The 26,811-nt window shown below is 44.9% G+C and carries 20 protein-coding genes, 3 rRNA genes and 1 pseudogene; 14 read left to right on the forward strand and 10 right to left on the reverse strand.

Annotated features, from left to right (window positions below; all coding sequences use genetic code 11):
• Positions 1 to 20: 20 nt before the first annotated feature.
• The 4 genes from HXT52_RS00315 to HXT52_RS00330 all read right to left on the reverse strand — a co-directional run bounded on the left by HXT52_RS00315 (position 21) and on the right by HXT52_RS00330 (position 4,468).
• On the reverse strand, positions 21 to 1,583 hold the full coding sequence (locus tag HXT52_RS00315) for an ABC transporter substrate-binding protein (RefSeq protein ID WP_004136687.1): 1,563 nt from the start codon (positions 1,581 to 1,583) through the stop codon (positions 21 to 23).
• Between the two features lie 165 nt (positions 1,584 to 1,748).
• Complete coding sequence (locus HXT52_RS00320) at positions 1,749 to 2,417, reverse strand: N-acetylmannosamine-6-phosphate 2-epimerase (protein WP_004126717.1); 669 nt, start codon at positions 2,415 to 2,417, stop codon at positions 1,749 to 1,751.
• Between the two features lie 25 nt (positions 2,418 to 2,442).
• Complete coding sequence (locus tag HXT52_RS00325; RefSeq protein ID WP_421775924.1) at positions 2,443 to 3,483, reverse strand: ROK family protein; 1,041 nt, start codon at positions 3,481 to 3,483, stop codon at positions 2,443 to 2,445.
• Between the two features lie 52 nt (positions 3,484 to 3,535).
• Positions 3,536 to 4,468 carry a DUF4862 family protein gene (locus tag HXT52_RS00330; RefSeq protein WP_421775925.1) on the reverse strand — a complete coding sequence of 311 codons (933 nt, stop codon included), beginning with the start codon at positions 4,466 to 4,468 and terminating at the stop codon, positions 3,536 to 3,538.
• Between the two features lie 308 nt (positions 4,469 to 4,776).
• On the opposite strand from HXT52_RS00330, the gene HXT52_RS00335 reads away from it, so the two are divergent.
• The 4 genes from HXT52_RS00335 (at position 4,777) to HXT52_RS00350 (ending at position 9,320) form a co-directional block, all read left to right on the forward strand.
• Positions 4,777 to 5,547 (forward strand): alpha/beta hydrolase, encoded by a 771-nt coding sequence (locus tag HXT52_RS00335; protein WP_240611187.1) that lies wholly within the window; start codon positions 4,777 to 4,779, stop codon positions 5,545 to 5,547.
• Positions 5,548 to 5,573: 26 nt separating this feature from the next.
• Entirely contained in the window at positions 5,574 to 6,038 is a 465-nt protein-coding gene (locus HXT52_RS00340; RefSeq protein ID WP_116794475.1) for a nucleoside deaminase, read from the forward strand.
• Between the two features lie 208 nt (positions 6,039 to 6,246).
• The gene (locus HXT52_RS00345) at positions 6,247 to 7,215 is read left to right on the forward strand and encodes a ketopantoate reductase family protein (RefSeq protein ID WP_004136693.1); all 969 of its coding nucleotides are present in this window, start codon (positions 6,247 to 6,249) and stop codon (positions 7,213 to 7,215) included.
• Between the two features lie 206 nt (positions 7,216 to 7,421).
• The gene (locus HXT52_RS00350; protein WP_421775926.1) at positions 7,422 to 9,320 is read left to right on the forward strand and encodes an alpha-glucosidase; all 1,899 of its coding nucleotides are present in this window, start codon (positions 7,422 to 7,424) and stop codon (positions 9,318 to 9,320) included.
• A gap of 28 nt (positions 9,321 to 9,348) precedes the next feature.
• Here HXT52_RS00350 and HXT52_RS00355 read toward each other — a convergent pair whose 3' ends face one another.
• A complete protein-coding gene (locus tag HXT52_RS00355) occupies positions 9,349 to 10,131 on the reverse strand; it encodes an SIR2 family NAD-dependent protein deacylase (RefSeq protein WP_419388924.1) in 783 nt (260 codons plus the stop codon).
• 551 nt (positions 10,132 to 10,682) lie between these two features.
• Here HXT52_RS00355 and HXT52_RS00360 point away from each other — a divergent pair.
• The 6 genes and pseudogenes from HXT52_RS00360 to HXT52_RS00385 all read left to right on the forward strand — a co-directional run.
• A 16S ribosomal RNA gene (locus HXT52_RS00360) occupies positions 10,683 to 12,209 on the forward strand.
• A gap of 86 nt (positions 12,210 to 12,295) precedes the next feature.
• Positions 12,296 to 12,541 (forward strand): hypothetical protein, encoded by a 246-nt coding sequence (locus HXT52_RS00365; RefSeq protein WP_421776161.1) that lies wholly within the window; start codon positions 12,296 to 12,298, stop codon positions 12,539 to 12,541.
• A gap of 50 nt (positions 12,542 to 12,591) precedes the next feature.
• Positions 12,592 to 15,652, forward strand: a 23S ribosomal RNA gene (locus HXT52_RS00370).
• A 178-nt stretch (positions 15,653 to 15,830) separates the two neighbouring features.
• Positions 15,831 to 15,947 (forward strand): 5S ribosomal RNA (rrf, locus tag HXT52_RS00375).
• The 16S, 23S and 5S rRNA genes sit together here, the layout of an rRNA operon.
• A 318-nt stretch (positions 15,948 to 16,265) precedes the next feature.
• Positions 16,266 to 16,985, forward strand: coding sequence for a nitroreductase family protein (locus tag HXT52_RS00380; RefSeq protein ID WP_375169222.1), 720 nt, complete (start codon positions 16,266 to 16,268; stop codon positions 16,983 to 16,985).
• 127 nt (positions 16,986 to 17,112) lie between these two features.
• Positions 17,113 to 17,268: pseudogene (locus tag HXT52_RS00385) on the forward strand (XRE family transcriptional regulator); the annotation flags it as partial.
• Positions 17,269 to 17,451: 183 nt separating this feature from the next.
• On the opposite strand, the gene HXT52_RS00390 reads toward HXT52_RS00385, so the two are convergent.
• The 3 genes from HXT52_RS00390 to HXT52_RS00400 all read right to left on the reverse strand — a co-directional run bounded on the left by HXT52_RS00390 (position 17,452) and on the right by HXT52_RS00400 (position 19,814).
• On the reverse strand, positions 17,452 to 17,823 hold the full coding sequence (locus tag HXT52_RS00390; protein WP_004112863.1) for a hypothetical protein: 372 nt from the start codon (positions 17,821 to 17,823) through the stop codon (positions 17,452 to 17,454).
• 161 nt (positions 17,824 to 17,984) lie between these two features.
• Positions 17,985 to 19,145, reverse strand: coding sequence for a histidine kinase (locus HXT52_RS00395; protein ID WP_421775927.1), 1,161 nt, complete (start codon positions 19,143 to 19,145; stop codon positions 17,985 to 17,987).
• 6 nt (positions 19,146 to 19,151) lie between these two features.
• Positions 19,152 to 19,814: a response regulator gene (locus HXT52_RS00400; protein ID WP_421775928.1), complete on the reverse strand. Its 663-nt coding sequence runs from the start codon at positions 19,812 to 19,814 to the stop codon at positions 19,152 to 19,154.
• 476 nt (positions 19,815 to 20,290) lie between these two features.
• On the opposite strand from HXT52_RS00400, the gene HXT52_RS00405 reads away from it, so the two are divergent.
• The 4 genes from HXT52_RS00405 to HXT52_RS00420 are packed head-to-tail and all read left to right on the forward strand — an operon-like array spanning position 20,291 to position 23,647.
• Positions 20,291 to 21,193: an efflux RND transporter periplasmic adaptor subunit gene (locus HXT52_RS00405; RefSeq protein ID WP_016637505.1), complete on the forward strand. Its 903-nt coding sequence runs from the start codon at positions 20,291 to 20,293 to the stop codon at positions 21,191 to 21,193.
• Positions 21,190 to 21,900 (forward strand): ABC transporter ATP-binding protein, encoded by a 711-nt coding sequence (locus HXT52_RS00410; RefSeq protein WP_375169226.1) that lies wholly within the window; start codon positions 21,190 to 21,192, stop codon positions 21,898 to 21,900. The genes HXT52_RS00405 and HXT52_RS00410 overlap by 4 nt, the downstream gene beginning before the upstream one ends.
• Entirely contained in the window at positions 21,884 to 23,095 is a 1,212-nt protein-coding gene (locus tag HXT52_RS00415) for an ABC transporter permease (protein WP_421775929.1), read from the forward strand. Before HXT52_RS00410 ends, HXT52_RS00415 begins: the two co-directional genes overlap by 17 nt.
• A 27-nt stretch (positions 23,096 to 23,122) precedes the next feature.
• Entirely contained in the window at positions 23,123 to 23,647 is a 525-nt protein-coding gene (locus HXT52_RS00420; RefSeq protein WP_375169228.1) for a hypothetical protein, read from the forward strand.
• 44 nt (positions 23,648 to 23,691) lie between these two features.
• Here HXT52_RS00420 and HXT52_RS00425 read toward each other — a convergent pair whose 3' ends face one another.
• Complete coding sequence (locus tag HXT52_RS00425; RefSeq protein ID WP_375169229.1) at positions 23,692 to 24,954, reverse strand: MFS transporter; 1,263 nt, start codon at positions 24,952 to 24,954, stop codon at positions 23,692 to 23,694.
• A 123-nt stretch (positions 24,955 to 25,077) separates the two neighbouring features.
• Positions 25,078 to 26,604 (reverse strand): aminotransferase class I/II-fold pyridoxal phosphate-dependent enzyme, encoded by a 1,527-nt coding sequence (locus tag HXT52_RS00430; RefSeq protein WP_421775930.1) that lies wholly within the window; start codon positions 26,602 to 26,604, stop codon positions 25,078 to 25,080.
• Between the last annotated feature and the right edge of the window lie 207 nt (positions 26,605 to 26,811).

The raw sequence follows: 26,811 nt of genomic DNA on the forward strand, positions 1-26,811 counted from the left end.
TAATACGTCTGGTTCTGCACCTACTTTGTAAGCTTTGCTTTTACAAGGTTGATGCCGGTGGAGCCGATTGCATTCCACTCTGCCAAAGAGCCCTTCTTTACGGCAGTCGTAGTCTTGCGGTGGAAGAGTGGGTACAGAGGAACTTCGTCGCTAATCAAGTCGAAGCACTGGTTCCAATACTTTTGGCGCTCGGCTGGTGTGCTAGCTGCCAAAGCCTTGTCCATAAGATTGTGAAGTTTTGCGTATCCTTCGGAAGTCTTCCAGAATGTGCGCTGACGGGTCCAAGCGTTGTCTCCGTACCACCAGCTCATCAACAAATCTGGGTCGTTTCCGAATACGGATGGGTCTCCTGGTGCCAAAACCATCGAGTAGTTTGCGTCGTCGCGATCGGTGATTGATGGGTAAAGTGCGGAAGACTTCATAGACTGAATGTCTACGTCCATACCTATTTCAGCAAGATCGTTCTTGATTTGCGGAGCGAGCTGGGTGATCCAAGTGTGGTCGGTTGTGTAAAGGGTGAACTTGATAGGTCCTTTTACGCCGGCTTCCTTGAGTAAGCTCTTTGCTTTGTCGATGTTCTTGGTGTATACGTTCTTTGCCTTATGGTAGTTTGCGTAATTCTTCGGCAAGAAGCTTGTTGCAGGATCGCCTTGACCGCTCATTTGGTTTGCTATGAGCTTGTTTACGTCGATTGCGTAGAGTACAGCTTGGCGCACGCGCTTGTCGTCGAATGGCTTCTGCTTCGTGTTGAACATAACGAATGGGAGAGTGAAGCCCTGAGCGGTTTTAAGTTCAGAACCGGAGGACTTCAAAGTATTGAAGGCTTGTGCTGGAACCATTTCCATTACGTCTGTTTTGCCGCCTTGCATAGCAGTTACGCGAGCGGTATCGTCAACGGTTATGTTCCAAACCATGTTCTTGGTTTGTGCCTTGTACTTGCCGTTGTACAAATCGTTGCGCTCAAACTTTACTTGGTTATCGGTGATTGATACGTACTTCCATGGGCCGGATCCGATTGGCTGATTCTTTAAGTCTGCATCCGACTTTGCGGTTGGAACAATTTGAATCAAAGCGAGACGCTGCTTGAACAGTGGGAAGGCTTTCTTTAGCTTAAAGATTACGTGACGATTGTCTTTTGCTTCTACGGAATCAATGAAGTCGAGCATTGATATGTAGAGGCTTCCTTGCGCGGTTGTGCGCTTGAATGAGGATACTACGTCGTTTGCGGTTACTTCTGTTCCGTCCGAGAACTTAGCGGCATCGCGAATGGTTACTTCGTACTCGGTGTCGGAAATCTTCTTTGGTTCTCCTTTTGCAAGTGCGTTGAAAACTTTAAAGTTGCTGTAGTCAAGAGCGTAAAGTGGCTCCGTAACATGCCAGTTTGCTGCCATTGGCAACGCGCCAGAGGTTGTAGATGGTGCGAAATCGCGGCTTGCGTACGCAACTTGAGCTGTAATCGTATCTTTTACAGCAGTATGTGCTTTTGCTGACTTATTTTTTGCTCCACCGCAGCCAGATAGCATAACTAATGCGGCTAGGCCTGCAGCTATTGCAGTGGTTAGCTTTGAGCTAATCCGTTTCATGTTTTCTCCTCACCGTTGAGTTTGTTGATTCACATTTCATCTTTGAATGTGAATAGTTTTCAATTATGCGCTCGTGTGATTTTCACGTTACTTTAAACATAAGAGGTCTGATGTCTGATGTCAAGTTGTGCGTGTGTCGAGATTGTGAAAATTCATTTATTCTTTTTAAAGCTTTGCTGCAAACCAACGCGTAATTGACGTTGGATGCGTAATTGCCGTCCCAACAACTGCAGCCCACGCGCCCATTTGCATAACCTCATGCAATTGCTCAGGGGTGTGAATACGCCCCTCACAAATAATAGGGTAATTTGGGAAAGCTTGCAAAATCTGGCCTAAAAGTTCAAAATCAGGCCCGTCTGTTTTCGGTCTTCCTGGAGAAGTACCAGCCAAAGTAGTAGATATAATATCCGTTCCACAATCCGCAGCGCGTTTAGCGTCATCGAAGTTTCCGCAATCAGCCATAACTACTATGCCCTCATTGTGCAAAGCGCTAACAGTCTGCTCGTAAGTAAGCCCGTCTGGACGCGGCCTATCAGTTGCGTCAATCGCAATAATATCTGCTCCAGCCGCCGCACAGCAGCGCGCATGACGCAAAGTAGGTGTTATATAAACTCCATCGTGGCCATCTTTCCAAATGCCGATTACAGGAACGTCAACTTGACCTTTAATCGCGGAAATATCCGACAATCCTTGGCATCTAATTCCAATAGCGCCGCCTTCTACGGCAGCCATTGCCATTTGTGCCATTGTTTCCGGGTGCCTAAGCGGCTCCCCAGGGTAAGCTTGGCAGCTAACAATTAAGCCGCCCTTAATTTTTTCAACTACAGGATTCATAGTTTTTCTCCTTTTTAAAAATATTTCAAATTTGAGAAGCTGTAAAAGCGGCGAAAGCAGCACCAATAAGCGGAGCTGTGCCACCAAGCTTTCCCTTAAAAATCGGCGTGCTTTTAACCAAATCTAAAGCAGAATCTTCAAATCCAGCTCGCATTGAATCCCACCAAATATTTCCTGCTTCTACAACAGACCCCGAAAGCACAATAACATCCGGGTCTATAAGATTCGCCATTCCAGCTATGCATTTTCCCAATGCTTTTGCGCTTTTAGCAAGCGTTTCTTTAGCGTGCGGTTGACCTTCGTTTGCGTAAACACATACTTCGTACCCATTTTTCGCTTTTTGAACACCTGCAGGCAAATTATGGTTGTATAAAGTTGCAAGACCAGTTCCGGACGCAACTGGCTCAATATGCCCAGCGTGCGTTCCGCAAGAGCATTCGAATCCAACTCCCAAATCGCTAACAACGTGACCGGCGTGACCAGCAACTGAGTGTGCTCCAGTAAAAAGTTTGCCGTTTATAATAATTGCGCCGCCGACGCCGGTTCCTATTCCAATGGAAAGTACGATTGATTTTCCGCGCCCAGCTCCGTAAATAGCTTCCCCTAGTCCGTGTCCGCCAACGTCTCCAATCATATAAACTGGCAAATCAGTTATGCTTTTAAACGCGTCGTAAATTCGCTGTCCGCGCCAACCGGGAAGAATGTCTGTTGCTGCAACTATTTCGCCAGTTTTACTATTTGGCACTCCGGCGGCTGCGATTCCGATTCCGCTAATGGTTTTGCCATTTTTTTGCGCTTTTTCCAGGATTTGTTTCGCTAGTTCTACTAAACGATTTTTTATGCTTTCGCCGCCTTTTGACGCTTCGGTTGGTATTGAACCGTATTCTTGCACGGACGGAATAGCGCAACCTGCAGCATCTGCAATATTTGCCGTTGCTGTATCAGCCGCATCTGCAATATTTTTGCTGCATGCCGACTCCGGTAATGTAACCAATCCGTAAGCTATTTTTGTTCCGCCTATGTCAAAAGCAAGATATGTAGAGCGAGAATCTTTTATTTCGTTCATAAGTCACATCCGTAGAAATATATTTTATTTGCTGATTGATTGAGTTTTTAATTCACGCAATTTGTGTTGCGTTTACAGCTTCGTAAATATGCTTTAAATAGTTCAAGCGTTCTGGAACGCTGGAATCTTGCGGTACGCATACTTTTGCACCCAAATAGTCGATTAAATAATCGTCTTTTAAAGCTTCGCGCGCAGTTTCCTGAATTTCCGCAAGAGTCATTAAGGACGTTGGCTCGTCTGGAGCCATAGGCAAGTGTCCATCAATCCATTCGTACCCGTATTGCGTAGCTTCTGGGCCTGCTCCCGAGAACATTACTCCCTTAAGCACTCCAGCTTTTCTTGCTTCGCGTACGTGATTTATAGCGGCTTTAGCATTGCGTTCTTCAACAACGCTACGACCCCAATTAATTGTGATTCCAATTCCTGCATCTTTTGCAATTTGAATTTCGTCTTCGAGCGGAAGGAAGCCTTTTTCTGGATTTTGCCCTTCAATATACCTGTCGCAATGTTCTATTACGAGCTTTGTTCCAAGCCAATCTAATTGCGCGAGCTCGTCTAGTGACTTTTTCATTGCGTCCGCGCGCGCTATTCGAGTTGGTGCCGTGTGTATTTCAATATGCGAAATATCGCAGCTGTTTCGAAGGTTTGCAAAATCAGCTATTGCGTTACGAATATTTTTGAAGAAGTCGATTGCGCGAAGTCGCCCTTCTTTGCTCGGGCTTGCTAAGCCAAATTCTGGATCGGGATCAAAATTTATATGCCGCATTGTTCCGGGAATTGCGGTTATTGTGTTTTTGTGCCAGTTTGATGGTATTGCGTTTGCTAGCCATTCTCGGGTTTGCGAATCTGCTAAATCGCCCGGGTATGGGATTTCTGTTCCGGCAACCCAGTTTTGACTTCCGAGTAAATCGTAGTATTGTTGTTGTTCTTCGCGTGATTTTGGCAGTGACGCGTACGCGCCTACAACGAATTCAGTTTTCAGCATGATATCCTCCTTGAAATCGCGGCTGAATTGGCTTTCTTTGTATGTTACAGTAAGCACGTTACAATTCGTCAGACGTCTGATAAATTATCAAATCGTACTAAATTTGCGATACTCTGCTTTTTAATTCGAAAGTTACTAAAATCAAAATATTCATTCTTTAAATTTCTATTAATTAATTTTTATTAATTAATTTTTTATATGTGTATGCTGTAAATGAGAAAATCATAATGATTTGATACAAAATATTTATTAAAATAAAGATTTGTAACGTAACAATTTATACAAGCGGCGGTGAGGCAATGACTACTATGTCTACTAACGATGAACCAAATCGCAATAATGCGCAAATCAATTCTTACGAACCGCATATTGGCCGCGAATCTCACGTAGTGCCGGGTCGTTTTGGAGAGCCGCTGAAAGTAACGCAAGTACAGTATTCGCAAGGAAACGCTGCTGCGCACCCAACGCACCCACTGCTGCTGTTATTGCACGGCTGGGGATCTAACGAAGAAGATTTGCTAGATTTGCTGAGAATTGTTGCGCCTTATAACGATGCAATTGCACTACGCGCTCCACTTAAGCTTGAAGAGGGAGCTTACAGCTGGTTCCATGACGCTGTGCCGCAGCGAGAAGATTTAGATTACGACATGTATGCTGCTGCAGCCGCAATAGACGAGTGGGTGTGCGCGAATATTCCCGAAAATCGAGATGTTGTTCCATTCGGATTTTCTCAGGGAGCAGCGCTCGCAATTCATTTATTGCGCTTGAATCCTGCACGTTATCGCGCATCCGTTGCGCTTTCCGGATTTATAGCTCCTAACGTTCCTGCCTCTGCAGACGAAATTGCTTTAAAAGATAACGATTTAGCTGAGCACAATACGCCTGTATTTTTCGGATACGGTTTAGAAGATGATGTGATTCCGCCTTATGAATTTTCAGCAGCGGCCGCTTGGCTTGAGGAGCACACGTGGCTTGAGGAAAAGCGGTACAAAGGTCTTGATCATGCTGTGCATATGGAAGAACTTGGTGATATTCGCAAGTGGTTCTTGCTGCACGATATTACTTCTGGTCTTTTGTGATTTTTTGCGTTTTGTGAGCCGATTTTATGAATAAAAACGATGATTCCGTTACTTACGCAATGAATGAAGCGTTGCGGTTGGCGGTCGAAGCGGCTAAGGCTGGAGAAGTTCCAGTTGGTGCAGTTGTGCTTGATGGTGACGGAAATATTATTGGGCGTGGAGCAAATTTACGTGAGGGAATGCATGATCCTTTAGCCCATGCGGAAGTTCTTGCTATGAAATCTGCTGCTTCTTCGCGCAAATCTTGGAATTTATCTGACTGCACTTTGGTAGTAACTCTTGAACCTTGCCCTATGTGCGCTGGAGCAATCTTACAAACTAGACTTCGCCGCGTAATTTTTGGTGCTTGGGATGCAAAGTTGGGTGCCTGCGGGTCTGTATGGGATATTTTGCGAGACCCACACGTGGGATCTTATCCGGAAGTTATTGGTTCGGTTTGTGAATCTGAATGTGCACAAGTTTTGCGAAACTTTTTTGAAAATCACCGTTAAAACGAAATAATTTTTTAATTAGAAACGCCATTAGAAACGTAATTAGAAAATTTTTTGACAATCTCCGCGAATTGAGTAATATGCTATAAAAACAAAAAGCAATCGTTTTTACTTTTGCTTTTGCAATATTTGTAGTCGCTTCGACGTAATTCCTGTAAAACGCATGAATCTCGCCTAAGCACATTTTTATCTAAAAGGAGGTGTCACTATGAGTGGCATGAAATATGCAATGATCGGTTCGGGAGCTATGGGATATCGCTATGGCGTTTTGTTGCAGGAAACGGCTGGCATTCATGTTGATTTCATTGATGCCTGGGATAAAAATGTGAATAAAGTTCGCGAGCAGGGCGGCGTGATGGTGAGCCGAGACCATGAAAACCGTCATTTGGTGCCTATTAATATGTATACGCCTGAAGATTACGACGGCGATCCAGACGTGTGGATTGTATTTATGAAGCAAATGCAGCTTGCGGAAATGTTGGAGCGTTGCAAGCATTTGTTCAAAGAGCATCAGGTTGTGTTTGCTGCAATGAATGGCTGGGGACATTTTGAAAAGTTGCAGCAGTACTTCCCGGATGATCATATTTATGGCGGAACTGCCATGATTGCAACCGTTTTGAACGGCCCGGGAGACGTTGATTTTATTGGTAAAGTCGGCGTTGGAACCATGAATATGTGCGCGCTTAATGAGCAGGTGAGTGATGTTGAGCTTGCTATGCGAGACGACTTTAAGGCTGCCGGATTGAACCCTACTATTACGGAAGATTTCAAGGGTACTTGCATGGCAAAGGTGATTTTTAATTCCGTAATTAATACTTTGTGCACTATGTATCAGATTCAAATGGGTCAGTTTATTTCTTACCCAGGCGCTATGGATATGGCTCGACAGCTTATTAACGAAGCGTATGACGTGTGTGATCGCGCCGGAATTCGAATGGTTAATACGCGTCAGCAGGAGATGGAAGCTATCGATTACGTAAGTCGCGTGGCAAATCCTTTGCACTATCCTTCTATGTACCAAGATATGAGCCGCGGCCGCGAAACGGAAGTCGATTACATCAACGGTTATATTGCGAAACTTGGTCGCGAAAACGACTATGTTTGCCGCACTCACGAATTCCTAACTCACGGCGTGCATTTGGCGGAACTTGCATTCAAGCTGCATCATCAGCAGTGATTTGGAGAGCATTCTAATTCGTTCCATGAATGAGAAGGAGGAACGGCTCGTGGTTTTTACTGCGGGCCGCTTTTTTATTAGCTGTGCAATATCTGATATTCTGCTAGAATTTAGAGTCTAAAATTATAAATACTATTAAATATAAAATTATTCGTAATAGAAAATACGCAATAAAATACTTACTTACGTAAATAAATGGGGAATGTATGACGACTTTTAACAGAGCAAACTTGCCAGAATCCGTGCGCACAAACGGCGCTACGCCAAACCCTTGGTGGGCGAATGCAGTTGTGTATCAGATTTATCCGCGAAGCTTCCAAGATACTAACGGCGACGGCATTGGTGATTTGAAGGGAATTACTTCGCGCCTTGATTATTTGGCTGATTTAGGCGTTGACGTGCTATGGCTCAGCCCTGTTTACAAGTCCCCACAAGACGATAACGGCTACGATATTTCCGATTATCAAGATATTGATCCGCTTTTCGGCACTTTGGAAGATATGGACGAGCTTCTGGCGGGTGCTCACGAGCGCGGGCTTAAAGTTGTGATGGATTTAGTAGTAAATCACACTTCCGATGAGCATGCTTGGTTCCAAGCTTCAAGAGATGCTTCAAGTGATTATGCGGATTGGTATTGGTGGAGGCCTGCGCGTGAAGGCCATGTTCCAGGAGAGCCGGGTGCGGAGCCAAATAAGTGGGGCTCGTATTTCGGCGGTTCAGCGTGGACTTACGATCCGAAGCGCGGAGAATACTATCTTCACCAGTATTCGCCAAAGCAGCCAGATTTGAATTGGGAAAATCCTGCGGTTCGTTCTGCAGTGTACAAGATGATGAATTGGTGGATGGACCGCGGAATTGACGGCTTCCGCATGGACGTTATTACGCAGATCTCAAAGCATGTTGATTCTGAAGGTCGCTTGCCTGGTGAAGATGGCTGCCAAATTGAAGATTTTCCGGCTGGAGCCGACGGCTATTCATCGCCATTCCCATTCTGCTCGGACGGACCTCGTTTAGACGAGTTCTTGCGCGAGATGCGTGCAGAAGTTTTCGAAGGGCGCGAAGGCTATCTTACTGTTGGTGAGGCTCCGGGAATTTCTCCGCACCGCAACACATATATTACGGATCCTGCTCACAGCGAACTCGACATGTTGTTCCTGTTCAATCACGTAGATATTGATTGCGAAAACGGCACGAAGTGGAATCCTGTGCCGCTAAAGTTGACTGATTTAAAGCGCGTAATGGCTGAGCAGCAGCAAGCTGTAGCGGATGCTGGTTGGGCGAGCCTGTTCTTTAATAATCACGATCAGCCGCGTGCGCTTTCTCGCTGGGGAAGTGAATCTAGCGATGAGATGCGCGTGCGATCCGCTAAGGCAATTGCAATGCTTCTTCACATGCATCGCGGCACTCCGTACGTGTATCAAGGTGAAGAAATTGGTATGACTAACGCGCACTTTACTCGTCTTGAGCAGTATCGTGATTTGGAAGCGTTGAACATGTTTAAGCAGCGCGTAGAAGAAGCGCATATTCAGTCGGCGGAGTCTATGATGGATGCGCTCGCAAAGCGCGGTCGCGATAATTCTCGAACTCCAATGCAGTGGAATGCTTCTAAATACGCGGGATTCATGCCTTTTAATGTTCCGTCGCTAAACAATGCGGAGCCGTGGATTAGTGTGAATCCTAACTACGTAGACATTAATGCAGCTGAGCAGATGGAAGATTCGGATTCTGTTTATGCTTTTTACAAGTATTTGATTGCTTTGCGCCATTCTGAGCCGATTGTTTCCACAGGCTCTTGGAATTTGGTTGATGCAGACGACGAGTGCGTGTACGCTTTTGTGCGTGAGCTTAAAGCTGATTGCGGAACTAAGGAAGATTCTGCGGAATCTAATGCAGAATCTACAGAACGCATGCTCGTAATGGTTAATATGACAGAATCAACTGTTCCTATTCCTGCAGAAAGTGCGAAAATGCTGCAAAATCGCCTTTCTAACAGCTTTACGGAGCATAACGTAATGGTTACAACCTACGACGTAAATCATGCGCTTACATCGCTTAAAAATGGCACGCTTTCGCCTTGGGAAGGTATAGCTGTTACTTTGCAATAATTAATTTGTGATAATTGTTTCGCAATAATTACTTTGCAATAGTTTCGTCTACTAATTTTGGCAGAGCTTTCGCAATATCTTCGCGAATAATACGCTCTGCCAAATAATCGTATTGCGTAGCTCCCAGGTTCATTATCGTAATTGGCACTCCTGCACGCGCGGCTAACGGTAGGAGAGAAGCAGCTGGAAATACTTCTAGCGTGGAGCCAATAACCCACAGCTCGTCCGCTTTCACAATTGCCTGCGCACTGCGTTCCATAGCGCCTTCGGGAAGTGCTTCTCCAAAATATACAACGTCTGTTTTAATCAGACCATTGCAAGGCATATTTCCGCGGTACGGTAGTGCGCGCCTGCAATGCGGATCTGGATGCTCGTCTAAATCTGCCATAATATCGGCAGTTTTATAGCTCGCGTGGCAGCTCATGCAGTGCGATGTTCCAATGCTTCCGTGCAAATTCACTATGATGTCTGGGTTATTGCCAGCTTTTTCGTGAAGTGCGTCAAAGTTTTGTGTGGCTATAAGGTCGAGCATGCCTGCCTGCTCGAGTTTTACAAGTGCCTTGTGAGCTGTTCCCGGTTGTGCGTTCCAAACTGGCGACTCTTTTTGCCATCGCCAAGAATATATGCGTTCCTCTTTACTGCTTAAAAATGCGTCTATATCATAAACGCTCATTTGTTCTGGGTGCTTGGTCCATACGCCGTCTGGTCCGCGAAAATCTGGAATGCCCGCGCTAGTAGATATTCCCGCGCCTGTTAGCACAACAATATGATGGTGTGCGTTATTCTTGCTATTTTTCTCGCTATTTCTCATATACATATATATAGCACGCATATATATTGTGCGCATATATATTGTGCATATTGTTTTTGCTGAGTTTTTATCTATTTTGTTTTTTATATTTTGCGCAACACTCCGTGTTTTGGATATTTTGATTATTTCTTTGATTATTTTTTCGGCGTATTTGCTGTTATTTGCGTGATTGCGATTTGTTTGTGCGTTGCTGGCGTTGTTTCAACACGCCGATGTTTTGGCTTTGTTTCAATGGTTTTGGGGTGTTTGTGTTGGTGTGATTTGCTTTTGAGCGCGGTTTGGTGTAAGTTTATCTCTTGCTGCTCAGCGCGGCTGGTTCTCCTCTTCGGGGTTGATTGAGCCGTCTGGTGTGGTGGTGGTTTGAGAACTCAAGAGCGTGTCTGTACTACTTATTAGTTAATTATTGCCAGTTCATTGCCTGCCTTGCATGTTGCAGGGTGCCTGAGAGATGGTTAAATGGTGGTGAGGTTTTGTGGGATGTTCTTTCCTTAAAGAATGTCTCGTCTTTTTCTTATTTTTTGGAGCCTTTTGTTGGCTCTTCATTGAATTTTTTCGTGGAGGGTTCGATTCTGGCTCAGGATGAACGCTGGCGGCGTGCTTAACACATGCAAGTCGAACGGGATCTAGTCAGCTTGCTGACTGGTGAGAGTGGCGAACGGGTGAGTAATGCGTGACCAACCTGCCCCATGCTCCAGAATAGCTCTTGGAAACGGGTGGTAATGCTGGATGCTCCAACTTGACGCATGTCTTGTTGGGAAAGTGTTTAGTGGCATGGGATGGGGTCGCGTCCTATCAGCTTGTAGGCGGGGTAATGGCCCACCTAGGCTTCGACGGGTAGCCGGCCTGAGAGGGCGGACGGCCACATTGGGACTGAGATACGGCCCAGACTCCTACGGGAGGCAGCAGTGGGGAATATTGCGCAATGGGGGAAACCCTGACGCAGCGACGCCGCGTGCGGGATGAAGGCCTTCGGGTTGTAAACCGCTTTTGATTGGGAGCAAGCCTTCGGGTGAGTGTACCTTTCGAATAAGCGCCGGCTAACTACGTGCCAGCAGCCGCGGTAATACGTAGGGCGCAAGCGTTATCCGGAATTATTGGGCGTAAAGAGCTTGTAGGCGGTTCGTCGCGTCTGGTGTGAAAGCCCATCGCTTAACGGTGGGTCTGCGCCGGGTACGGGCGGGCTAGAGTGCAGTAGGGGAGACTGGAATTCCCGGTGTAACGGTGGAATGTGTAGATATCGGGAAGAACACCAATGGCGAAGGCAGGTCTCTGGGCTGTTACTGACGCTGAGAAGCGAAAGCGTGGGGAGCGAACAGGATTAGATACCCTGGTAGTCCACGCCGTAAACGGTGGACGCTGGATGTGGGGCCCATTCCACGGGTTCCGTGTCGGAGCTAACGCGTTAAGCGTCCCGCCTGGGGAGTACGGCCGCAAGGCTAAAACTCAAAGAAATTGACGGGGGCCCGCACAAGCGGCGGAGCATGCGGATTAATTCGATGCAACGCGAAGAACCTTACCTGGGCTTGACATGTGCCTGACAGCTGCAGAGATGTGGTTTCCCTTCGGGGCAGGTTCACAGGTGGTGCATGGTCGTCGTCAGCTCGTGTCGTGAGATGTTGGGTTAAGTCCCGCAACGAGCGCAACCCTCGCCCTGTGTTGCCAGCGGGTTATGCCGGGAACTCACGGGGGACCGCCGGGGTTAACTCGGAGGAAGGTGGGGATGACGTCAGATCATCATGCCCCTTACGTCCAGGGCTTCACGCATGCTACAATGGCCGGTACAACGGGATGCGACATGGTGACATGGAGCGGATCCCTTAAAACCGGTCTCAGTTCGGATCGTAGTCTGCAACTCGACTACGTGAAGGCGGAGTCGCTAGTAATCGCGAATCAGCAACGTCGCGGTGAATGCGTTCCCGGGCCTTGTACACACCGCCCGTCAAGTCATGAAAGTGGGCAGCACCCGAAGCCGGTGGCCTAACCCTTTTGGGATGGAGCCGTCTAAGGTGAGGCTCGTGATTGGGACTAAGTCGTAACAAGGTAGCCGTACCGGAAGGTGCGGCTGGATCACCTCCTTTCTACGGAGTTTTTGTGCACGCTCGGATGAGTGTGGTTACTGGTGTGGAAAACAATAGTTAACGTTTTTAAATGAGTATGTTTGGGCATGCTTTTGGGTTCCCGGATTGCCACCCCCCTTTGTTTTGGGGTTGCGGTCCTTGACTCACAGGATTTCAGGTTGATGCTTTTTGGTGTTGGCTTGGGTTTTGTGGTGTTGTGGTGGTTTGAGAACTGGATAGTGGACGCGAGTGATTATGTGAGATTCTTTTTAGGGTTTCATGTTTTTGCTTTTACTGATTTTCGACCGGCTCCATTTTGGTGGAGTCGTCTTGATCGTTTTGTGATCGTTTAGTGTGATGATTTGTTGTCTAGAGAATTTTGCTGTTAGGTTTCTTACTGGTGTGTGTCACTGGTAAGGGCGTATGGTGGATGCCTTGGTAGACAGGACCGATGAAGGACGTGACGGGCTGCGATATGCCTCGGGGAGCTGCCGAGTGGGCTTTGATCCGAGGATTTCCGAATGGGGAGACCCGGCCACTGTTATGGGTGGTCACCACAGTTTTTGTGGGGGGTACGCAGGGAAGTGAAACATCTCAGTACCTGCAGGAAAGGATACTCCGTGAGTAGTGGCGAGCGAAAGCGGATCAGGCTAAACCGGGTGCGTGTGATAACCGTCAGGTGTTGCGCATTCGGGGTCGTGGGATTGGTTGTTCAGCCTCTGACGGGGTTGAGAAGAGTGATAAAATGTCGTGCTAGGTGAATGGGATTGAATTCCCAGCCGTAGAGGGTGATGGCCCCGTAGCTTGTCGTGCGATGTCTCTTTATGCTTATTCCCAAGTAGCGCGGGCCTCGTGGAATCCCGCGTGAATCTGCCCAGACCGTTGGGTAAGCCTAAGTATTCCTGTCTGACCGATAGTGTACTAGTACCGTGAGGGAAAGGTGAAAAGCACCCCGGGAGGGGAGTGAAATAGTTCCTGAAACCGTGCGCTTACAATCCGTCGGAGCCTTCTTGTGGGGTGACGGCGTGCCTATCGAAAAATGAGTCTGCGAGTCAGTGGTATGTGGCGAGGCTAACCCGGGTGGGGGAGCCGTAGCGAAAGCGAGTTTTAAAAGGCGTTTTAGTCGCATGTCCTGGACCCGAAGCGGGATGATCTAGCCCTGAGCAGGTTGAAGCGCGGGTAAGACCGTGTGGAGGACCGAACCCACCTAGGTTGAAAACTGGGGGGATGACTTGGGGTTAGGGGTGAAAGGCCAATCAAATTCCGTGATAGCTGGTTCTCTCCGAAATGCATTTAGGTGCAGCGTCGTGTTATTGCTTACAGGGGGTAGAGCTACTGGATGCTTGCGGGCCCATACCGGGTACCAATAGCAGCCAAACTCCGAATACCTGTTAGGTTTATCACGGCAGTGAGTCGGCGGGGGATAAGCTCCGTCGTCAAAAGGGAAACAGCCCTGATCGTCGTCTAAGGTCCCGAAGCGCGTGCTAAGTGGGAAAGGATGTGGAGTCGCATAGACAGCCAGGAGGTTGGCTCAGAAGCAGCCATCCTTGAAAGAGTGCGTAACAGCTCACTGGTCTAGTGGTTCCGCGCCGACAATGTAGCGGGGCTTAAGCACGCCACCGAAGACGCGGCTGCATGATTTGTTTCATGCGGGGTAGGAGAGCGTCCTGTAAGGGGTGAAGCGGCAGTGTGAACTTGTCGTGGACTTTACAGGAGTGAGAATGCAGACATGAGTAGCGAGAGACGGGTGTGAATCCCGTCCGCTGGATGACTAAGGGTTCCGGGGCCACGTTCGTCGTCCCCGGGTGAGTCGAGTCCTAAGGCGAGGCCGACAGGCGTAGTCGAATGGATGAACGGGTTGATATTCCCGTACCGGTGTTACACCGTTCGAACTGAATCTGAGAGTACTAACCTTCATTTACAGGCTGGCTTCCTTTCGGGGTTGTTGGCTTGTTTGTGTTGGGAGCGTATCGGTAGTAGGTTAGCGTGGGAGTGACGCGGGTAGGTAGCCGGCTGCGGAGGTGGTTTTCCGTGGCTAAGCGTGTGGGCTGTCCTCTAGGTAAATCCGGGGGATGTTAAAGCTGAGGCGTGATGGGTAGGCTGTAAGGCTGATTCCGGTGATCCTGCTTGCCAAGAAAAGCTTCAACGTGAGGTGTGATTCCGCTCGTACCCTAAACCGACACTGGTGGTCTGGTAGAGTATACCGAAGCGATCGGGCGAATCCTGGCCAAGGAACTCGGCAAATTACTCCCGTGCCTTCGGCATAAGGGAGACCCCTGATGGTGATATGGTTTCACACTGTTGAGCTGTTGGGGGTGGCACAAGCTAGGGGGTAGCGACTGTTTACCAAAAACACAGGAGCGTGCGAAGGCGTAAGCCGCTGTATACGCTCTGACGCCTGCCCGGTGCCGGAAGGTTAAGAGGATCCGTTAGCTTCGGTGAAGCGGTGAATTTAAGCCCCGGTAAACGGCGGTGGTAACTATAACCATCCTAAGGTAGCGAAATTCCTTGTCGGGTAAGTTCCGACCTGCACGAATGGCGTAACGACTTCCCCACTGTCTCGGCCAGGAGCCCGGCGAAATTGCAGTACGAGTAAAGATGCTCGTTAAGCGCAGAAGGACGAAAAGACCCCGGGACCTTTACTATACCTTGGTATTGTCGTTAGGTGTGGATCGTGTAGCATAGGCGGGAGGCTGTGAAGCGCGGGCGCTAGCTTGCGTGGAGTCGACAGGTGAAATACCGCTCTTTCCATATCTGGCGTCTAACCTCGACACGTTATCCGTGTTAGGGACAGTGCCTGGCGGGTAGTTTAACTGGGGCGGTTGCCTCCTAAAGAGTAACGGAGGCGCTCAATGGTCCGCTCAGCCCGGTTGGCAATCGGGTGTTGAGTGTAATCGCACAAGCGGGCTTGACTGTGAGACTGACGGGTCGAGCAGGGACGAAAGTCGGAGATAGTGATCCGGTGCCGGCGTACGGACGTGGCATCGCTCAACGGATAAAAGGTACCCCGGGGATAACAGGCTGATCATTCCCAAGAGTCCATATCGACGGGATGGTTTGGCACCTCGATGTCGGCTCGTCGCATCCTGGGGCTGGAGCAGGTCCCAAGGGTTCGGCTGTTCGCCGATTAAAGCGGCACGCGAGCTGGGTTCAGAACGTCGTGAGACAGTTTGGTCTCTATCCTCTGCGCTCGTTGGAATGTTGAGGAGACCTGCCCATAGTACGAGAGGACCTGGGTGGACGAACCTCTGGTATGCCGGTCGTCACGCCAGTGGCGCCGCCGGTTAGCTACGTTCGGAAGGGATAACCGCTGAAAGCATCTAAGCGGGAAGCCTGCTCCAAGATAAGCATTCCTTGCACTTTAGTGTGTGAGCCCCCATGTAGAACACGTGGTTGATAGGCTGGACGTGGAAGCCCTGTAAGGGGTGGAGCTGACCAGTACTAACGGGCGATGGTGACATTCTTCCCTTCTGCTTTTTAAGAAGGGGCTGGTTTGAAACTTGAGTATTATTTTCTAGCATCATGGAGTATTAAACGATTCGCTTAACGATTGGTTAGTAAAAGCTTTTATTGCTCGCGTTCATGTCCGGTTCCCAAACCGCCACGTTGCCACTCACGGTTTGTGAGTGTATAATATAGTTTTGCGGTGGTCATGGCTCAGGTGAGACGCCCGGTCCCATTCCGAACCCGGAAGCTAAGGCCTGACACGGCGAGGGTACTGCACTCGATAGGGTGTGGGAGACTAGCACGCTGCCGCATTATTCTTTCTAGCGGGGAACTTGATTGTTCCCCGCTTTTTTATTCTCACACTACTGTTATCTGTAATCCTCGAGACGCTTGCATAAACTTACGGCAAATGTTTCCATATAACGCCAAAACAACAACAAACGCCGGAGAAAAACTAAGGAGAATGTTCCAAAATAACGTCAAAACAGACAACAGAGACACGCGCGCAGAAAACGTACTGCACCAGTGTCCGAAGAATGGCCAGCGCGCGCTAAATCGCAGCGCTTCGGCAGGTCGTCGCGCAAACTCGAGAAAATACTGCGTGCGTATTTGGTGCGATATACTAAAAGCATGACTACACAAACTTTTGAAGCACTCGCAAAGTCGCGATTTTCTGCACGTGATTTTCTAAATAAACCAGTCGATTCTAAAATTCTTGAAACTATTTTGCAAACAGCTGCACAATCTCCGAGCTGGTCTAACACTCGTGGATACATGCTAGCTATTGCTCAAGGGGAACTAAAGCAGCAGCTTATTGATGCATATACGCAAAAATGCAAAGCAATGTTTCGTACTAAAGACGCTACCCTTAGAGAAGAAGAGCGCCTTATAGCCCAGAAAATGAGCCAGCCGGATGGAGATTTTCCTGTAATGGCTCCGTATCCGCAGTCACTTAAAGAGCGCAGTGCGCGTTTAGGGTTGGCGTTGTATAAACATTTAAATATTGATCGCAAAGATTTTCCTGCTCGGAATGCTCACACTTTGCGCAACTTCCAGGCGTTCGGTGCACCAGTTATGGGATTTGTGCTTGTGCGCCGTGATTTTCTGCCGTTTTCTGCGATGGATGCTGGAATTATGCTGCAAACGTTAATGTTGGCTGCTAAAGAGCAAGGCGTAGATTCATGCCCGCTTGGCGTTCTTGCCACGTGGCGTTCACCGCTTGACGAAGTATTCGACATTCCGCCGGAGTATGCGCTGATTACTGGTTTTGCGCTGGGGTATGCGTCTGAAGCGCACGTAAATACTTTCCGCGCGGAGCATCCGCCAATCGAACTTGCGCAAGAAAAGTAGTTCCACAAAAACCAATCTATCTTGCAAAACCCAAAGTACTTTGGAAAATATCAGATAGAAGTGCGCACATTGCGGTTATAGATTTATACGATTTTTATATGCAATGCCTATTTACTTAATTGATAAATTAGATGCAAAATCGGCAGCTATAAAAACGCAGCAAGAGGCATCTATGCTTATGCGTGAAACGGTTCGCATACTAAGGAATCAGGGCTTGACGGTTCGTGATGTTGCAGAGCTTACGGGGGTTACTCCGCAGCGAATAAGTTCGCTTAAAGCTTAGTGATTTAATCACAATGTGGTTGAGGCTATGCGCAAGTAAGTCGCTCGGTAGTGTATAAACTCTATGCAAAAAAATCAATAACGGATAAATAAGTAAAGGTCAAGCCGTAGGATGTGTGGCTACAACTTGACCTTTGAAAATTGTGATATGTTTTTTATGTTATAAAATCGCAGTCTAATGCTTTTATTTATTCTTGGCAATTCCAAGAGCTTTTGAACTTTCATCCTTGTCAAGGCCTATAAATAGAAGCACAATTATGCCAATAATCAGCGGAACATAACCGTATCCAGATCCGTGGATTATGCCGAATATTTCCATAAGCCCATTTGCTATTACGGCTAGTGAAGATACTATAAAATATAGTTGCGCGCACCACGGTTTTTTAATGAGAAACATGGTTGCAAGACCAAATAATCCAGCGATAATTTGAGGCACTCCCCATAGATAATCATTACGCATTACAATCAGCGCAATTCCGCTAGCAAGAAATACGCCATTGGCTATTGTCCAAAATACGGATGGAATTTGTGCTTTTGTATCTTCTAAATTACTCATATTCTTCTCCTTCTAATACAAGAAAATAATTGTGTATATCAAACCTTGACAATTTATAAATTAATGGCGTGCTAAAAGGTAAACAATATCTTGTATATGAAAACCTTTACAAATAATTACTATCTAAAACTGTTTAAGATTCATTAATCTTTTAAACTGAATCAGTAAGGCATACTATCTATATAGTTATGTTTATTTTTTAAAGGTATAATTGCATTACATTCCCAATACTTACCAAAGGCTCGAAAATAGAGTGAACCGCCTAAATGCTTTATTGTATCGCGATGAAGCAGAAGTCCTTTTTGAGATACTGAACGAATTGCATCTTTACTTTTCCTGTCCAAAAATCGAACATTGAACTGTTTTATAACAATTTGTTTTTTACGTATCGAAATTCTGATGTAATAAACTAAAGAAGCATATTTTCGCATGTTCAAATATAGTTCTTCGATTAATTCAATAACTTCACAGATGATTTCATCGTTAATATTTTCAGGAATATCGTTACTAGATATATTGCATATGGATCTTCCTTTTAATCCACAAGATGTATTGATTGAGTCGTTCATTTGTAGTGTATCTTCAATGTGCTGAATAAACTCGCTTCGAGCATCTTGCTTAGCAGTATTTCCACGTAGAATGTCGATAATATTATGACCTTCTTCAAAAGCCTGATCTGCCAAATCATTTATTGCCTCAATAGCACTTCGCTGTTTTTTAGAAATAGACTTGTCAAGTAATGCTATTTTACTTTGTAGTGCAATATCTGCAATCTTATTAGTTAATCTATCGTGCATTCGCACAGCCAGATGAAGATTATTAATTGTTTGCTTATCTTTTTCATAAAGAACCATTTTTTGGTGAGAAATGCGCAAAATAATACCAGTGCAAACGCAAAATATATTTATTAAAAGGTAAGCAATAAGATACTTGAAAGACAAAGTTGATAAGTATCGGTATGCAACGTAGTGTAATGCATCTATTACTAAGAATAAAGGTAGTGTAAATTGAATCGGATATAAATACGAAATAAAAACAAATGATATGATGAGCCCGAAAGTTACTGGTGGAAGATTCAGACTAGGAATAACAAGAATGCTGAGGTGTACAAAAATATAGCACATGCTCATAAAATGCGGGAGCAAGCAAAGAAACAAATTTATAGCAGCAAGAATCATGTAAACTATGACAAGTTGTATTGTGCTATTGTCGCTATTTGAGTAAATATATGCATCCATTGCGCTCGACAAACATCCCAATAGTAAAAATGTTTTATTGTCAATAATCTTTTCTCGCAAACGACGCATTAAGAAAATAATCATTGTGTATCATATTCCTAAATATTCATCATGCAGCCATGTGGTAATAAGTTGTGAACGATTTGTCACATTCAATTTTTTGAACACGCGACGAAGGATAGTTTCCACAGTACAAGTTTCAACAAATAAACGTTTAGCGATTTGCGCATTAGTCATTCCTTTACTGCACAACTTTACAATTTCAGTCTCATGATCCGTTAAAGCAAGGCGTCCATTTTTTGGCTTATTTTGCAAACGTTGAAATGCTGTCGTCGTGTCGTCAAAATGAAAATCGCCTATTATTTGTGGCTTGAACGTGCCATGGGCAATACTGCTAAGCATGGCGCAAATAGTTTCTGGGTGGTTCTTTCCAACAATGCCTTGCGCGCCTGCTGTTGATGCTTTTAAAGCATAATCGTTGATAGGGAATGAAGTTATAGCAATTATTATTGGGAGTGAGTATCTTCTTCGCAATTCGTATAATATTTTAATTCCCGAAACCCCAGACATATACATGTCAATTAGCAGCACGTCTGGGCATTGATTTTGACAAAATTGAATTGCTTGATCGGCGTGCGCGGATAACCAGCAAATATTGCAGGACGGAACAACCTGTTCAATATATGTTTTTAGGCCGTGTAGACAAAAACAATCATCATCAACAATGCCAACAGTAATACGCTTTGCTATCATACTGCTCCTTTAGAAAAGCATTATTTAAGTAATAATAATACTTGAATTTGTATGATGAATATCTTGTCTAGGAAAACCTTTACAAAGCAGATTGTATAAAGGTAGTTGATTGGAGCTTACGGGGGTTGCTCCGCGGCGAATAAGTTCGCTTAAAGCTTAGTGATTTAATCACAATGTGGTTGAGGCTATGCGCAAGTAAGTCGCTCGGTAGTGTATAAACTCTATGCAAAATAAATCATTCTCTGGTATTATGCAAGCTCCAAAAATCATAAATAAAATCATCATTTAGTGTGATGCAAACTCTTTACGGCGATTATAAGCTATTAACCAAAAGCTGAAATTCTAAATGAAGTGGTAATCATAAAAGCGTTAATTGCAGCATTGCCGAGCCCTTTATTTATTTTGGATCAGTTTGAGAGGCTTGTTTCGACGCATCCTATGCGTTTACGAGTTTGGAGAGTAAGGAGCTTTGTGTTATGCGTAAGTTTACGAAAGTATTCTTGTTAGCTGCTCTGCCAGTGTGTTTGCTTACTGCATGCTCTGGTAGAGCAGTTGATAATAGTCAGCAGCAGGCATCACATGATTCAGTTCCACTTGTTTCAGTCAAAAAACAGCCTTTAACACAAGTTGTGTCGGGTAAAGCAGCAATAGAACAATCGTCTACCTTTGTTATCACTGCTGTAAGTAGAGGGAATTTTTCTCCATCGGTAAAAGCAGGAAGTGTTGTAAAAGCTGGAAGTGTTCTAGGCTACAATGCTGGTAACAAAATTATTGCTCCCGTAGACGCTAAAGTTGTGTCAGTAGCTGAATCATCTGCGGACGTGCCTAAATCTTTCCCGCTATTCACTCTTAAATATGAAGGTTTTTCAATAAGCCTTAATGCAAAAGCTTTACTTCGTTCTTCGGATATTACAGATGTTAAAGGTCGCTTCCAAGTTGAAGACGGTGTTGGACCAACCAATTGTTTGCAAATAGTACAAAGCGGTGGAACTTCTACCGATATTGCAGCTTCGGGTAGTGGCAAGAATGATAATGCTGATTCGACTCAAACAGATGAGTCGAGCGCGCAAAGTGCACCTAGTGTATCGTCAAAAGTTTTAACGTGTTTAATAGATAAAAGCGCAGAAGTAGAATCAGGTCAAAATGCGACGCTTGTTTTTAATGGCAAGCATAAACAATCAGTTCTAACTCTGCCTGTTAGTGCGGTTGCTGGAAGAGTTCAAAAAGGCTTAGTCTCATACAAAAAAGGCGATAATTGGGAGAGTAAAGAAGTTGGTCTTGGAATCAGTGACGGCGCTAATATTGAAATTACGTCTGGCTTGCATGAGGGTGATGTCGTAGCAGGTGTTTCTCCTGATCTCATTCCAGGAGTGCAATGATTATGGAGAACAATCCTGTTCCACTAGTTGAACTACAAGACGTGTCAGCGCGTGTAAAACTAGGCAATGGCGAATGGCTTACCACTGTTAACTCTGCCTCTATGTTACTTAATCAAGGTGAAACATACGCGGTAGTTGGCAGGTCTGGTTCCGGCAAAACGAGTCTTATTTCTATTATTGGATTTTTGAATAAAAATTTTACTGGAAAATACTATTATTCTGGCAAGTCAATCCAAAAGTGTAGTGATAATACAGTATCGCATATGCGCGCTCGAAATATTGGTTTTGTTTTCCAAAACTATTCTCTCATTAAGCATTTAAGCATTAGAGAAAATGTTGAGTTGCCGCTTTTATACGCAGGACTACAACAAAGCAAGCAGACAAGAAGAAAAACGATAGAAGAAGCATTATGTGCTGTTGGATTGCAAGATAAACTAAACGAATACCCTGGAAGGCTATCAGGCGGTGAACAGCAGAGAGTCGCGATTGCGCGTGCTCTCGTTACTAATCCCGAATTACTTATTTGCGATGAGCCAACTGGTGCGCTCGATAGTAGTACGGGAGAAAAAGTGCTTCAAGTGTTGCATGATCGTGTTCAAGAATCTGGAACAACATTACTATTAGTCACTCATGATATGAAAGTAGCTCGTTCTTGCTCTCACATTTTTACTATGGAAGGCGGTGTTCTTTATGATTATGCTGCTTAAAGATTTGCGCCTGTCTCCTATGAGATCCTTCCTCACAGGTTTTTCAATGTTTATCGGCATCATTGCTGTTATTGCGTCAGTGCTTATTGGCACGGTTGGTAAGGACTATCTTATTGCAACTAACGAACAGCTAAACGGTCGTAGACCAACATACGAGATTACTTTTTCAGCACAAAATTTTGACGAATATTCAGTATTTGACAAATTCTTAAATCGCATTGAATCCGCAAACCGTAATGCTAACGTTATGCTACAACCAAACACTGGACTACTGTTTAGCACTTCTATGCCAGCCTCGAAGAGTGTAAAAATAAGCAAAGAATATAAAACCAGCAATCTTCAATATGTTGACGCTGTTTACACTACGGCAGGATACAACAAAGTTTATAACTTACCTATTGTAAGTGGAAGATGGTTTAGTAATAGCGATAAAAGCAACGCATTAGAAATGGTAGTAAACCAATCTGCTAGCAAAAGATACAAGATTGGTGAAGTAGCATTTATTACTTCTCGCAAAACAACACAAATGAGTCCTATAAAGATTGTTGGAGTTGTGAACGATGGCGTAGACTCAGCAAAAGTATACGTGAATATTCTAGGATTATTACGTTACGCTCCAACTCTTTGGGAATATTCTGGAAAAGAAGCTCAAGGCTCAATTTACTGGTTGAATAAAGAAAATCGTCCTCAAAAATCAATTAAATCTTATGTTTCAGATGCTCTTTACGACTGTTGTGGTGGACAAGTAAACGAAATTAGAAGACATGATAATAGTGATGATTACGAGAATGTGATAATAGTATTGCAATTAAGTTTTGCTATCGTAGCAGCATTATTGCTTTTTGTTTCCGCGCTAGGTTTAATCAATATTGGTTTAGCATCGTTGGAGCAGCGCACGCATGAACTGCTTATACGCAGAGCTTTGGGTGCTACTAAATGGTCGATTGCTTCACTCGTGTTAGGCAGTGCGATTATTTTAGCACTAATAGTTTCGATTGCTGCTGTTGCTGTTTCTTTTGGTCTTGTGTCTATAGCATCAAGTTTTTGGGATGCAGCAAGCCCAGTTAGTCCGCCAGTTTACCCATATGAAGCTGCTATTGGAGCTGTTATTGCGGCTTTTATTACAGCGCTTGCTGGAAGTGTGGTGCCGGCAATAAAAGCATCGCGTTTACAGCCAGCATTAGCATTGCGTTAATTTTCAAAAAATAAGAAAGAAGGAATAATGAATAATCATACTATTGGTAAAGCAACTCTTATTGTTGGTGTGCTTAGTGCGCTTCTTATGCTTAATGCGTGTGGAGGAATAGGCAACAATAATGTGAGTGGTGTGGATGGTGCGCGATCGCAAAATAGTTCGTCTATAGAGACTGTTGATTTTGCTCATATAGAGAAGGAGTATCAGGAATCTGTGGCAAAGCTTAGTTGGCCTGAAAAATATAAAGCTCCTGCAAACTTGGTTGGAGAAGAAAAAGACAGCCAGTTCCAGAGTGGATATGGTGATACGCAAGCATCTAATTATTATCAGTGTGCTTGGGAACGGCAATGGTTAGACACGTATGCTAGTGATGAGCAAGCGGCAAGTAAAGCTTTGCATGAGCTCGAAAAAGTGCCTAGCATGCCGTTTATGGGTCCAGACCGTTGTGATGATGCAACGCGAAACTTTTTCAAAGAGCATATGCGTAAAGCAAAACTAGGAGATCCGTCAGGATTCCAACAGGATGTGCAAACTAATTGTCCTGTGATGTAATTGCATTTGCATAGCTTTATTGTGCTTTCGCACTAAATAGCTTGTTATATGCTTCTTTTTACCCATGCTGATGGTGTCCAATAATCTTTGGTAAGCATTGATGGGTATGTTTGTTTACGAGCTTGAATAATCCATAAGGCTATACCTGTTGAAACAAGTATTACGCCAGAAGCAATCATTATGAATAATGATGAATTTAGATTTCCCCATGCTAGTACGCTTGCATACCCTACGATAATGCCGCATTGCTCCATAATAGAAGTAAAAGTAGTAGTTGCGCCGAGAATGTGTGTTGGTATGCCATCGAGAAGAGCTGTTTGCCCATAGACAATAGTGGCGTCAAAAATAATACCTGCAATGAAAGCAGAGCAAAGAAAAAGAGCAATCCAATTATTAAGTGCGAAAATAAGTAAAGGAATAGAAAGGAACCCAGGTAATAAAATAGAGTATAAAATCTCATAATGTAGCACAATATATTTGCATAATAGCGAACCTACAATCATGCCAATGTTAAATATGCTGACTATTGACCCCCACGTGGATGCCGAATGAAAAAGTGTGAGACAATGGTGTGCTCCCATTAGTCTGAATGCAGCAAGCCATGATCCAGATTGTAATGCTGATACTACTCCTAAGACTATTAACCATGGTGTAGATTTCATATAGTGTAGAGAAGCTGCAAAACCAGCAGTTTTATTGCTTCCTGTCTTCGTATTGTTTGAGCTATTTTGTGCTTGCTGGTTTAGATTAACTAACAGTAGAGGTAGCGCCGCTAGTATCATCACAATAGCAATGCTCGTAAAGAAAATGAGCGGATTACATATATCAACAAATATGCCAGTAATCGCAGGTGCAGCAAGCCTGCTGAGATTAATCCACATACGCATGCTTGCCAAAAACTTGGTTTTTTCGCCAGTTGGTGCACTATACGCCATCAATACTTTTTGATTAGGCGAAGAAAATGCGGTAAAGAACCCGAATATTATGCCGAGTAGTGTAACCGTAATAGCAATAAGATTATGCTGTGCTACTAAAGCGAAACCGTATCCAGTACACAACAAGGCAAAACAAAACGTTAGTGCTATAAACAATCTAGTTGGTGGATATTTATCTGCAATAATTCCGCCAAGCGGTGCCGCTACGCAGGTCATAAGTGCTACGGACACTGCGTTAAGCGCTGCGTGAGATAAGTCGACATGTATTAAAAGATATAGGCTTACGCCAAATCTACAGCTCGTTAAAAGAAAAGCATTAAGCGATAAAACGGATATAATCAAACCCGATCGTACTCGTGCTACAGCGTTCATTGCTTACTCTTCTTACTTTTCTTTCTTTCATATTCTGAATAATATATGCCTTTTGATATACACCTTTTTCTGGACTGCGAGTGAAATGAGTGTTTTATTGCAGTTTATAGGTAGGGGTTGCGGCTACTGGCGATAGTAGGAGAGGAAGCTGGAGAGTTTGCCCATTGCATCGCGAAGCGTTTGCAAGCGCGGCAAGTAGACTACGCGGAAGTAGCCTGGAGTTTGCCAATTAAAGCCTTTTCCGTGCACAATCAGCAACTTCTGATCGCGAAGCAAATCAAGCGCAAACTGTTCATCGTCGTGAATGTTGTAGCGAGCAGGATCAAGTTTTACAAACATGTAGAAAGCAGCATCCGGTCGCTCAACGTTTACGCCATCCATCTCCTGAAGTGCGTTATAGCAGTACTCGCGCTGCTCGTACACGCGCCCACCCGGCTCCAAATACTTTTCAACGCTCTGGTATCCGCCCAAAGCAGTCTGAATAATCGACTGTGCAGGAACGTTCGAGCACAAACGCATATTAGACAGCATGTTAAGTCCCATAATGTAGTCGCGAGCTTTGGATTTATCTCCCGAAAGGCTCATCCAACCAATGCGGAAGCCAGCAATCATATGCGACTTAGAAAGTCCGCTAAAAGTTACGCAGAACACGTCTGGAGCAAGAGAAGCAATCGAAATATGCTTCTTGCCGTCCATAACAAGACGGTCGTAAATCTCGTCCGCAAAAATAATCAGATTAAACTCGCGCGCAATCTTAACAATCTCTTCCAAAACTTCGCGACTATACAGCACGCCCGTAGGATTATTCGGGTTAATAATCACGATTGCTTTAGTGCGAGGCGTGATTTTAGAGCGAATATCGGCAATATCTGGATACCAATGCGACTTTTCGTCACACATGTAGTGCACAGGAGTGCCGCCAGCCAAGCTCGCGCACGCAGTCCACAACGGATAATCTGGGCTTGGTATAAGAATCTCGTCGCCGCAATCAAGCAGCGCTTGCATAGAAAGGTTAATCAGCTCGGAAACACCGTTGCCAGTGTAAATATCTTCCATTTGCACGCCTGGAATGCCCTTGAGCTGGTCGTATTGCATAATTGCTTTGCGCGCAGAGAAAAGTCCGCGACTATCCGAGTAGCCTTCGCAGTCAATAAGCTGCTGCTGCATGTCGTAAATTACCTCGTCTGGAGCGCGGAAGCCAAAAGGCGCAGGATTTCCAATGTTGAGCTTTAAAATATGCGTTCCATTTGCTTCCATACGGTTTGCTTCTTCAACAACAGGACCGCGAACGTCGTAAAGCACGTGTTCGAGTTTTGTGGATTTGTTGAAGTTTCTATGTTTGAGTGTTTGTGAAAGTTCAGCTTCTGTAAGCTGTGGCTGATTTAATTGTGATTCTTCTGCAGACTGGCAGTTTTGCTCGATTTTTGTACAAGAATGACCGCCTTTGATCCCGTCGCCGCTGATTCCAAGAATTTCAGCAAGCATGTTACGCACGTCTTTGCGAGGCTCAGTTTTGCCGCTTAAATACTGGCTTAACTGGCTTTTGCCAAGTTTATGGCCGTTTTTTGATGCAAGCTCGATTACGTCAATCTGCTTGTATCCCTTGCGTTTCATAGCTTTCTTAAGCTCGTCAGCAAAATTCTGTGCCATAATCTGTCTTTCTCGTAAAACCAGCATTTATAAATTGAACAAGTTCACAATAAAGTTCAAAATATAAGTATTAAATTGAATTATTTGCCCAATAATAGTCGCTGAAATTGTTTTTGTATAGTAGTTTTTCAAAAAATGACGAAAAATAGTAGAAAAATTGAACTAAAGTATAAGAAATTGAATTTATTTTGAACTTTTGTGAATGTG

This window comes from Gardnerella sp. KA00288, from assembly GCF_049244085.1.
Classification (GTDB): domain Bacteria; phylum Actinomycetota; class Actinomycetes; order Actinomycetales; family Bifidobacteriaceae; genus Bifidobacterium; species Bifidobacterium greenwoodii.

What these genes read in the sequence shown, in the direction of transcription:
- HXT52_RS00415 (WP_421775929.1), top strand. Translation starts at nt 21,884, where the DNA reads ATGATTATGCTGCTTAAAGATTTGCGCCTGTCTCCTATGAGATCCTTC.
- HXT52_RS00390 (WP_004112863.1), bottom strand. Translation starts at nt 17,823, where the DNA reads ATGAGTAATTTAGAAGATACAAAAGCACAAATTCCATCCGTATTTTGG.
- HXT52_RS00410 (WP_375169226.1), top strand. Translation starts at nt 21,190, where the DNA reads ATGATTATGGAGAACAATCCTGTTCCACTAGTTGAACTACAAGACGTG.
- HXT52_RS00400 (WP_421775928.1), bottom strand. Translation starts at nt 19,814, where the DNA reads ATGATAGCAAAGCGTATTACTGTTGGCATTGTTGATGATGATTGTTTT.
- HXT52_RS00425 (WP_375169229.1), bottom strand. Translation starts at nt 24,954, where the DNA reads ATGAACGCTGTAGCACGAGTACGATCGGGTTTGATTATATCCGTTTTA.
- HXT52_RS00325 (WP_421775924.1), bottom strand. Translation starts at nt 3,483, where the DNA reads ATGAACGAAATAAAAGATTCTCGCTCTACATATCTTGCTTTTGACATA.
- HXT52_RS00395 (WP_421775927.1), bottom strand. Translation starts at nt 19,145, where the DNA reads ATGATTATTTTCTTAATGCGTCGTTTGCGAGAAAAGATTATTGACAAT.
- HXT52_RS00350 (WP_421775926.1), top strand. Translation starts at nt 7,422, where the DNA reads ATGACGACTTTTAACAGAGCAAACTTGCCAGAATCCGTGCGCACAAAC.
- HXT52_RS00315 (WP_004136687.1), bottom strand. Translation starts at nt 1,583, where the DNA reads ATGAAACGGATTAGCTCAAAGCTAACCACTGCAATAGCTGCAGGCCTA.
- HXT52_RS00430 (WP_421775930.1), bottom strand. Translation starts at nt 26,604, where the DNA reads ATGGCACAGAATTTTGCTGACGAGCTTAAGAAAGCTATGAAACGCAAG.
- HXT52_RS00365 (WP_421776161.1), top strand. Translation starts at nt 12,296, where the DNA reads ATGCTTTTGGGTTCCCGGATTGCCACCCCCCTTTGTTTTGGGGTTGCG.
- HXT52_RS00380 (WP_375169222.1), top strand. Translation starts at nt 16,266, where the DNA reads ATGACTACACAAACTTTTGAAGCACTCGCAAAGTCGCGATTTTCTGCA.
- HXT52_RS00340 (WP_116794475.1), top strand. Translation starts at nt 5,574, where the DNA reads ATGAATAAAAACGATGATTCCGTTACTTACGCAATGAATGAAGCGTTG.
- HXT52_RS00345 (WP_004136693.1), top strand. Translation starts at nt 6,247, where the DNA reads ATGAGTGGCATGAAATATGCAATGATCGGTTCGGGAGCTATGGGATAT.
- HXT52_RS00405 (WP_016637505.1), top strand. Translation starts at nt 20,291, where the DNA reads ATGCGTAAGTTTACGAAAGTATTCTTGTTAGCTGCTCTGCCAGTGTGT.
- HXT52_RS00320 (WP_004126717.1), bottom strand. Translation starts at nt 2,417, where the DNA reads ATGAATCCTGTAGTTGAAAAAATTAAGGGCGGCTTAATTGTTAGCTGC.
- HXT52_RS00420 (WP_375169228.1), top strand. Translation starts at nt 23,123, where the DNA reads ATGAATAATCATACTATTGGTAAAGCAACTCTTATTGTTGGTGTGCTT.
- HXT52_RS00330 (WP_421775925.1), bottom strand. Translation starts at nt 4,468, where the DNA reads ATGCTGAAAACTGAATTCGTTGTAGGCGCGTACGCGTCACTGCCAAAA.
- HXT52_RS00335 (WP_240611187.1), top strand. Translation starts at nt 4,777, where the DNA reads ATGTCTACTAACGATGAACCAAATCGCAATAATGCGCAAATCAATTCT.
- HXT52_RS00355 (WP_419388924.1), bottom strand. Translation starts at nt 10,131, where the DNA reads ATGAGAAATAGCGAGAAAAATAGCAAGAATAACGCACACCATCATATT.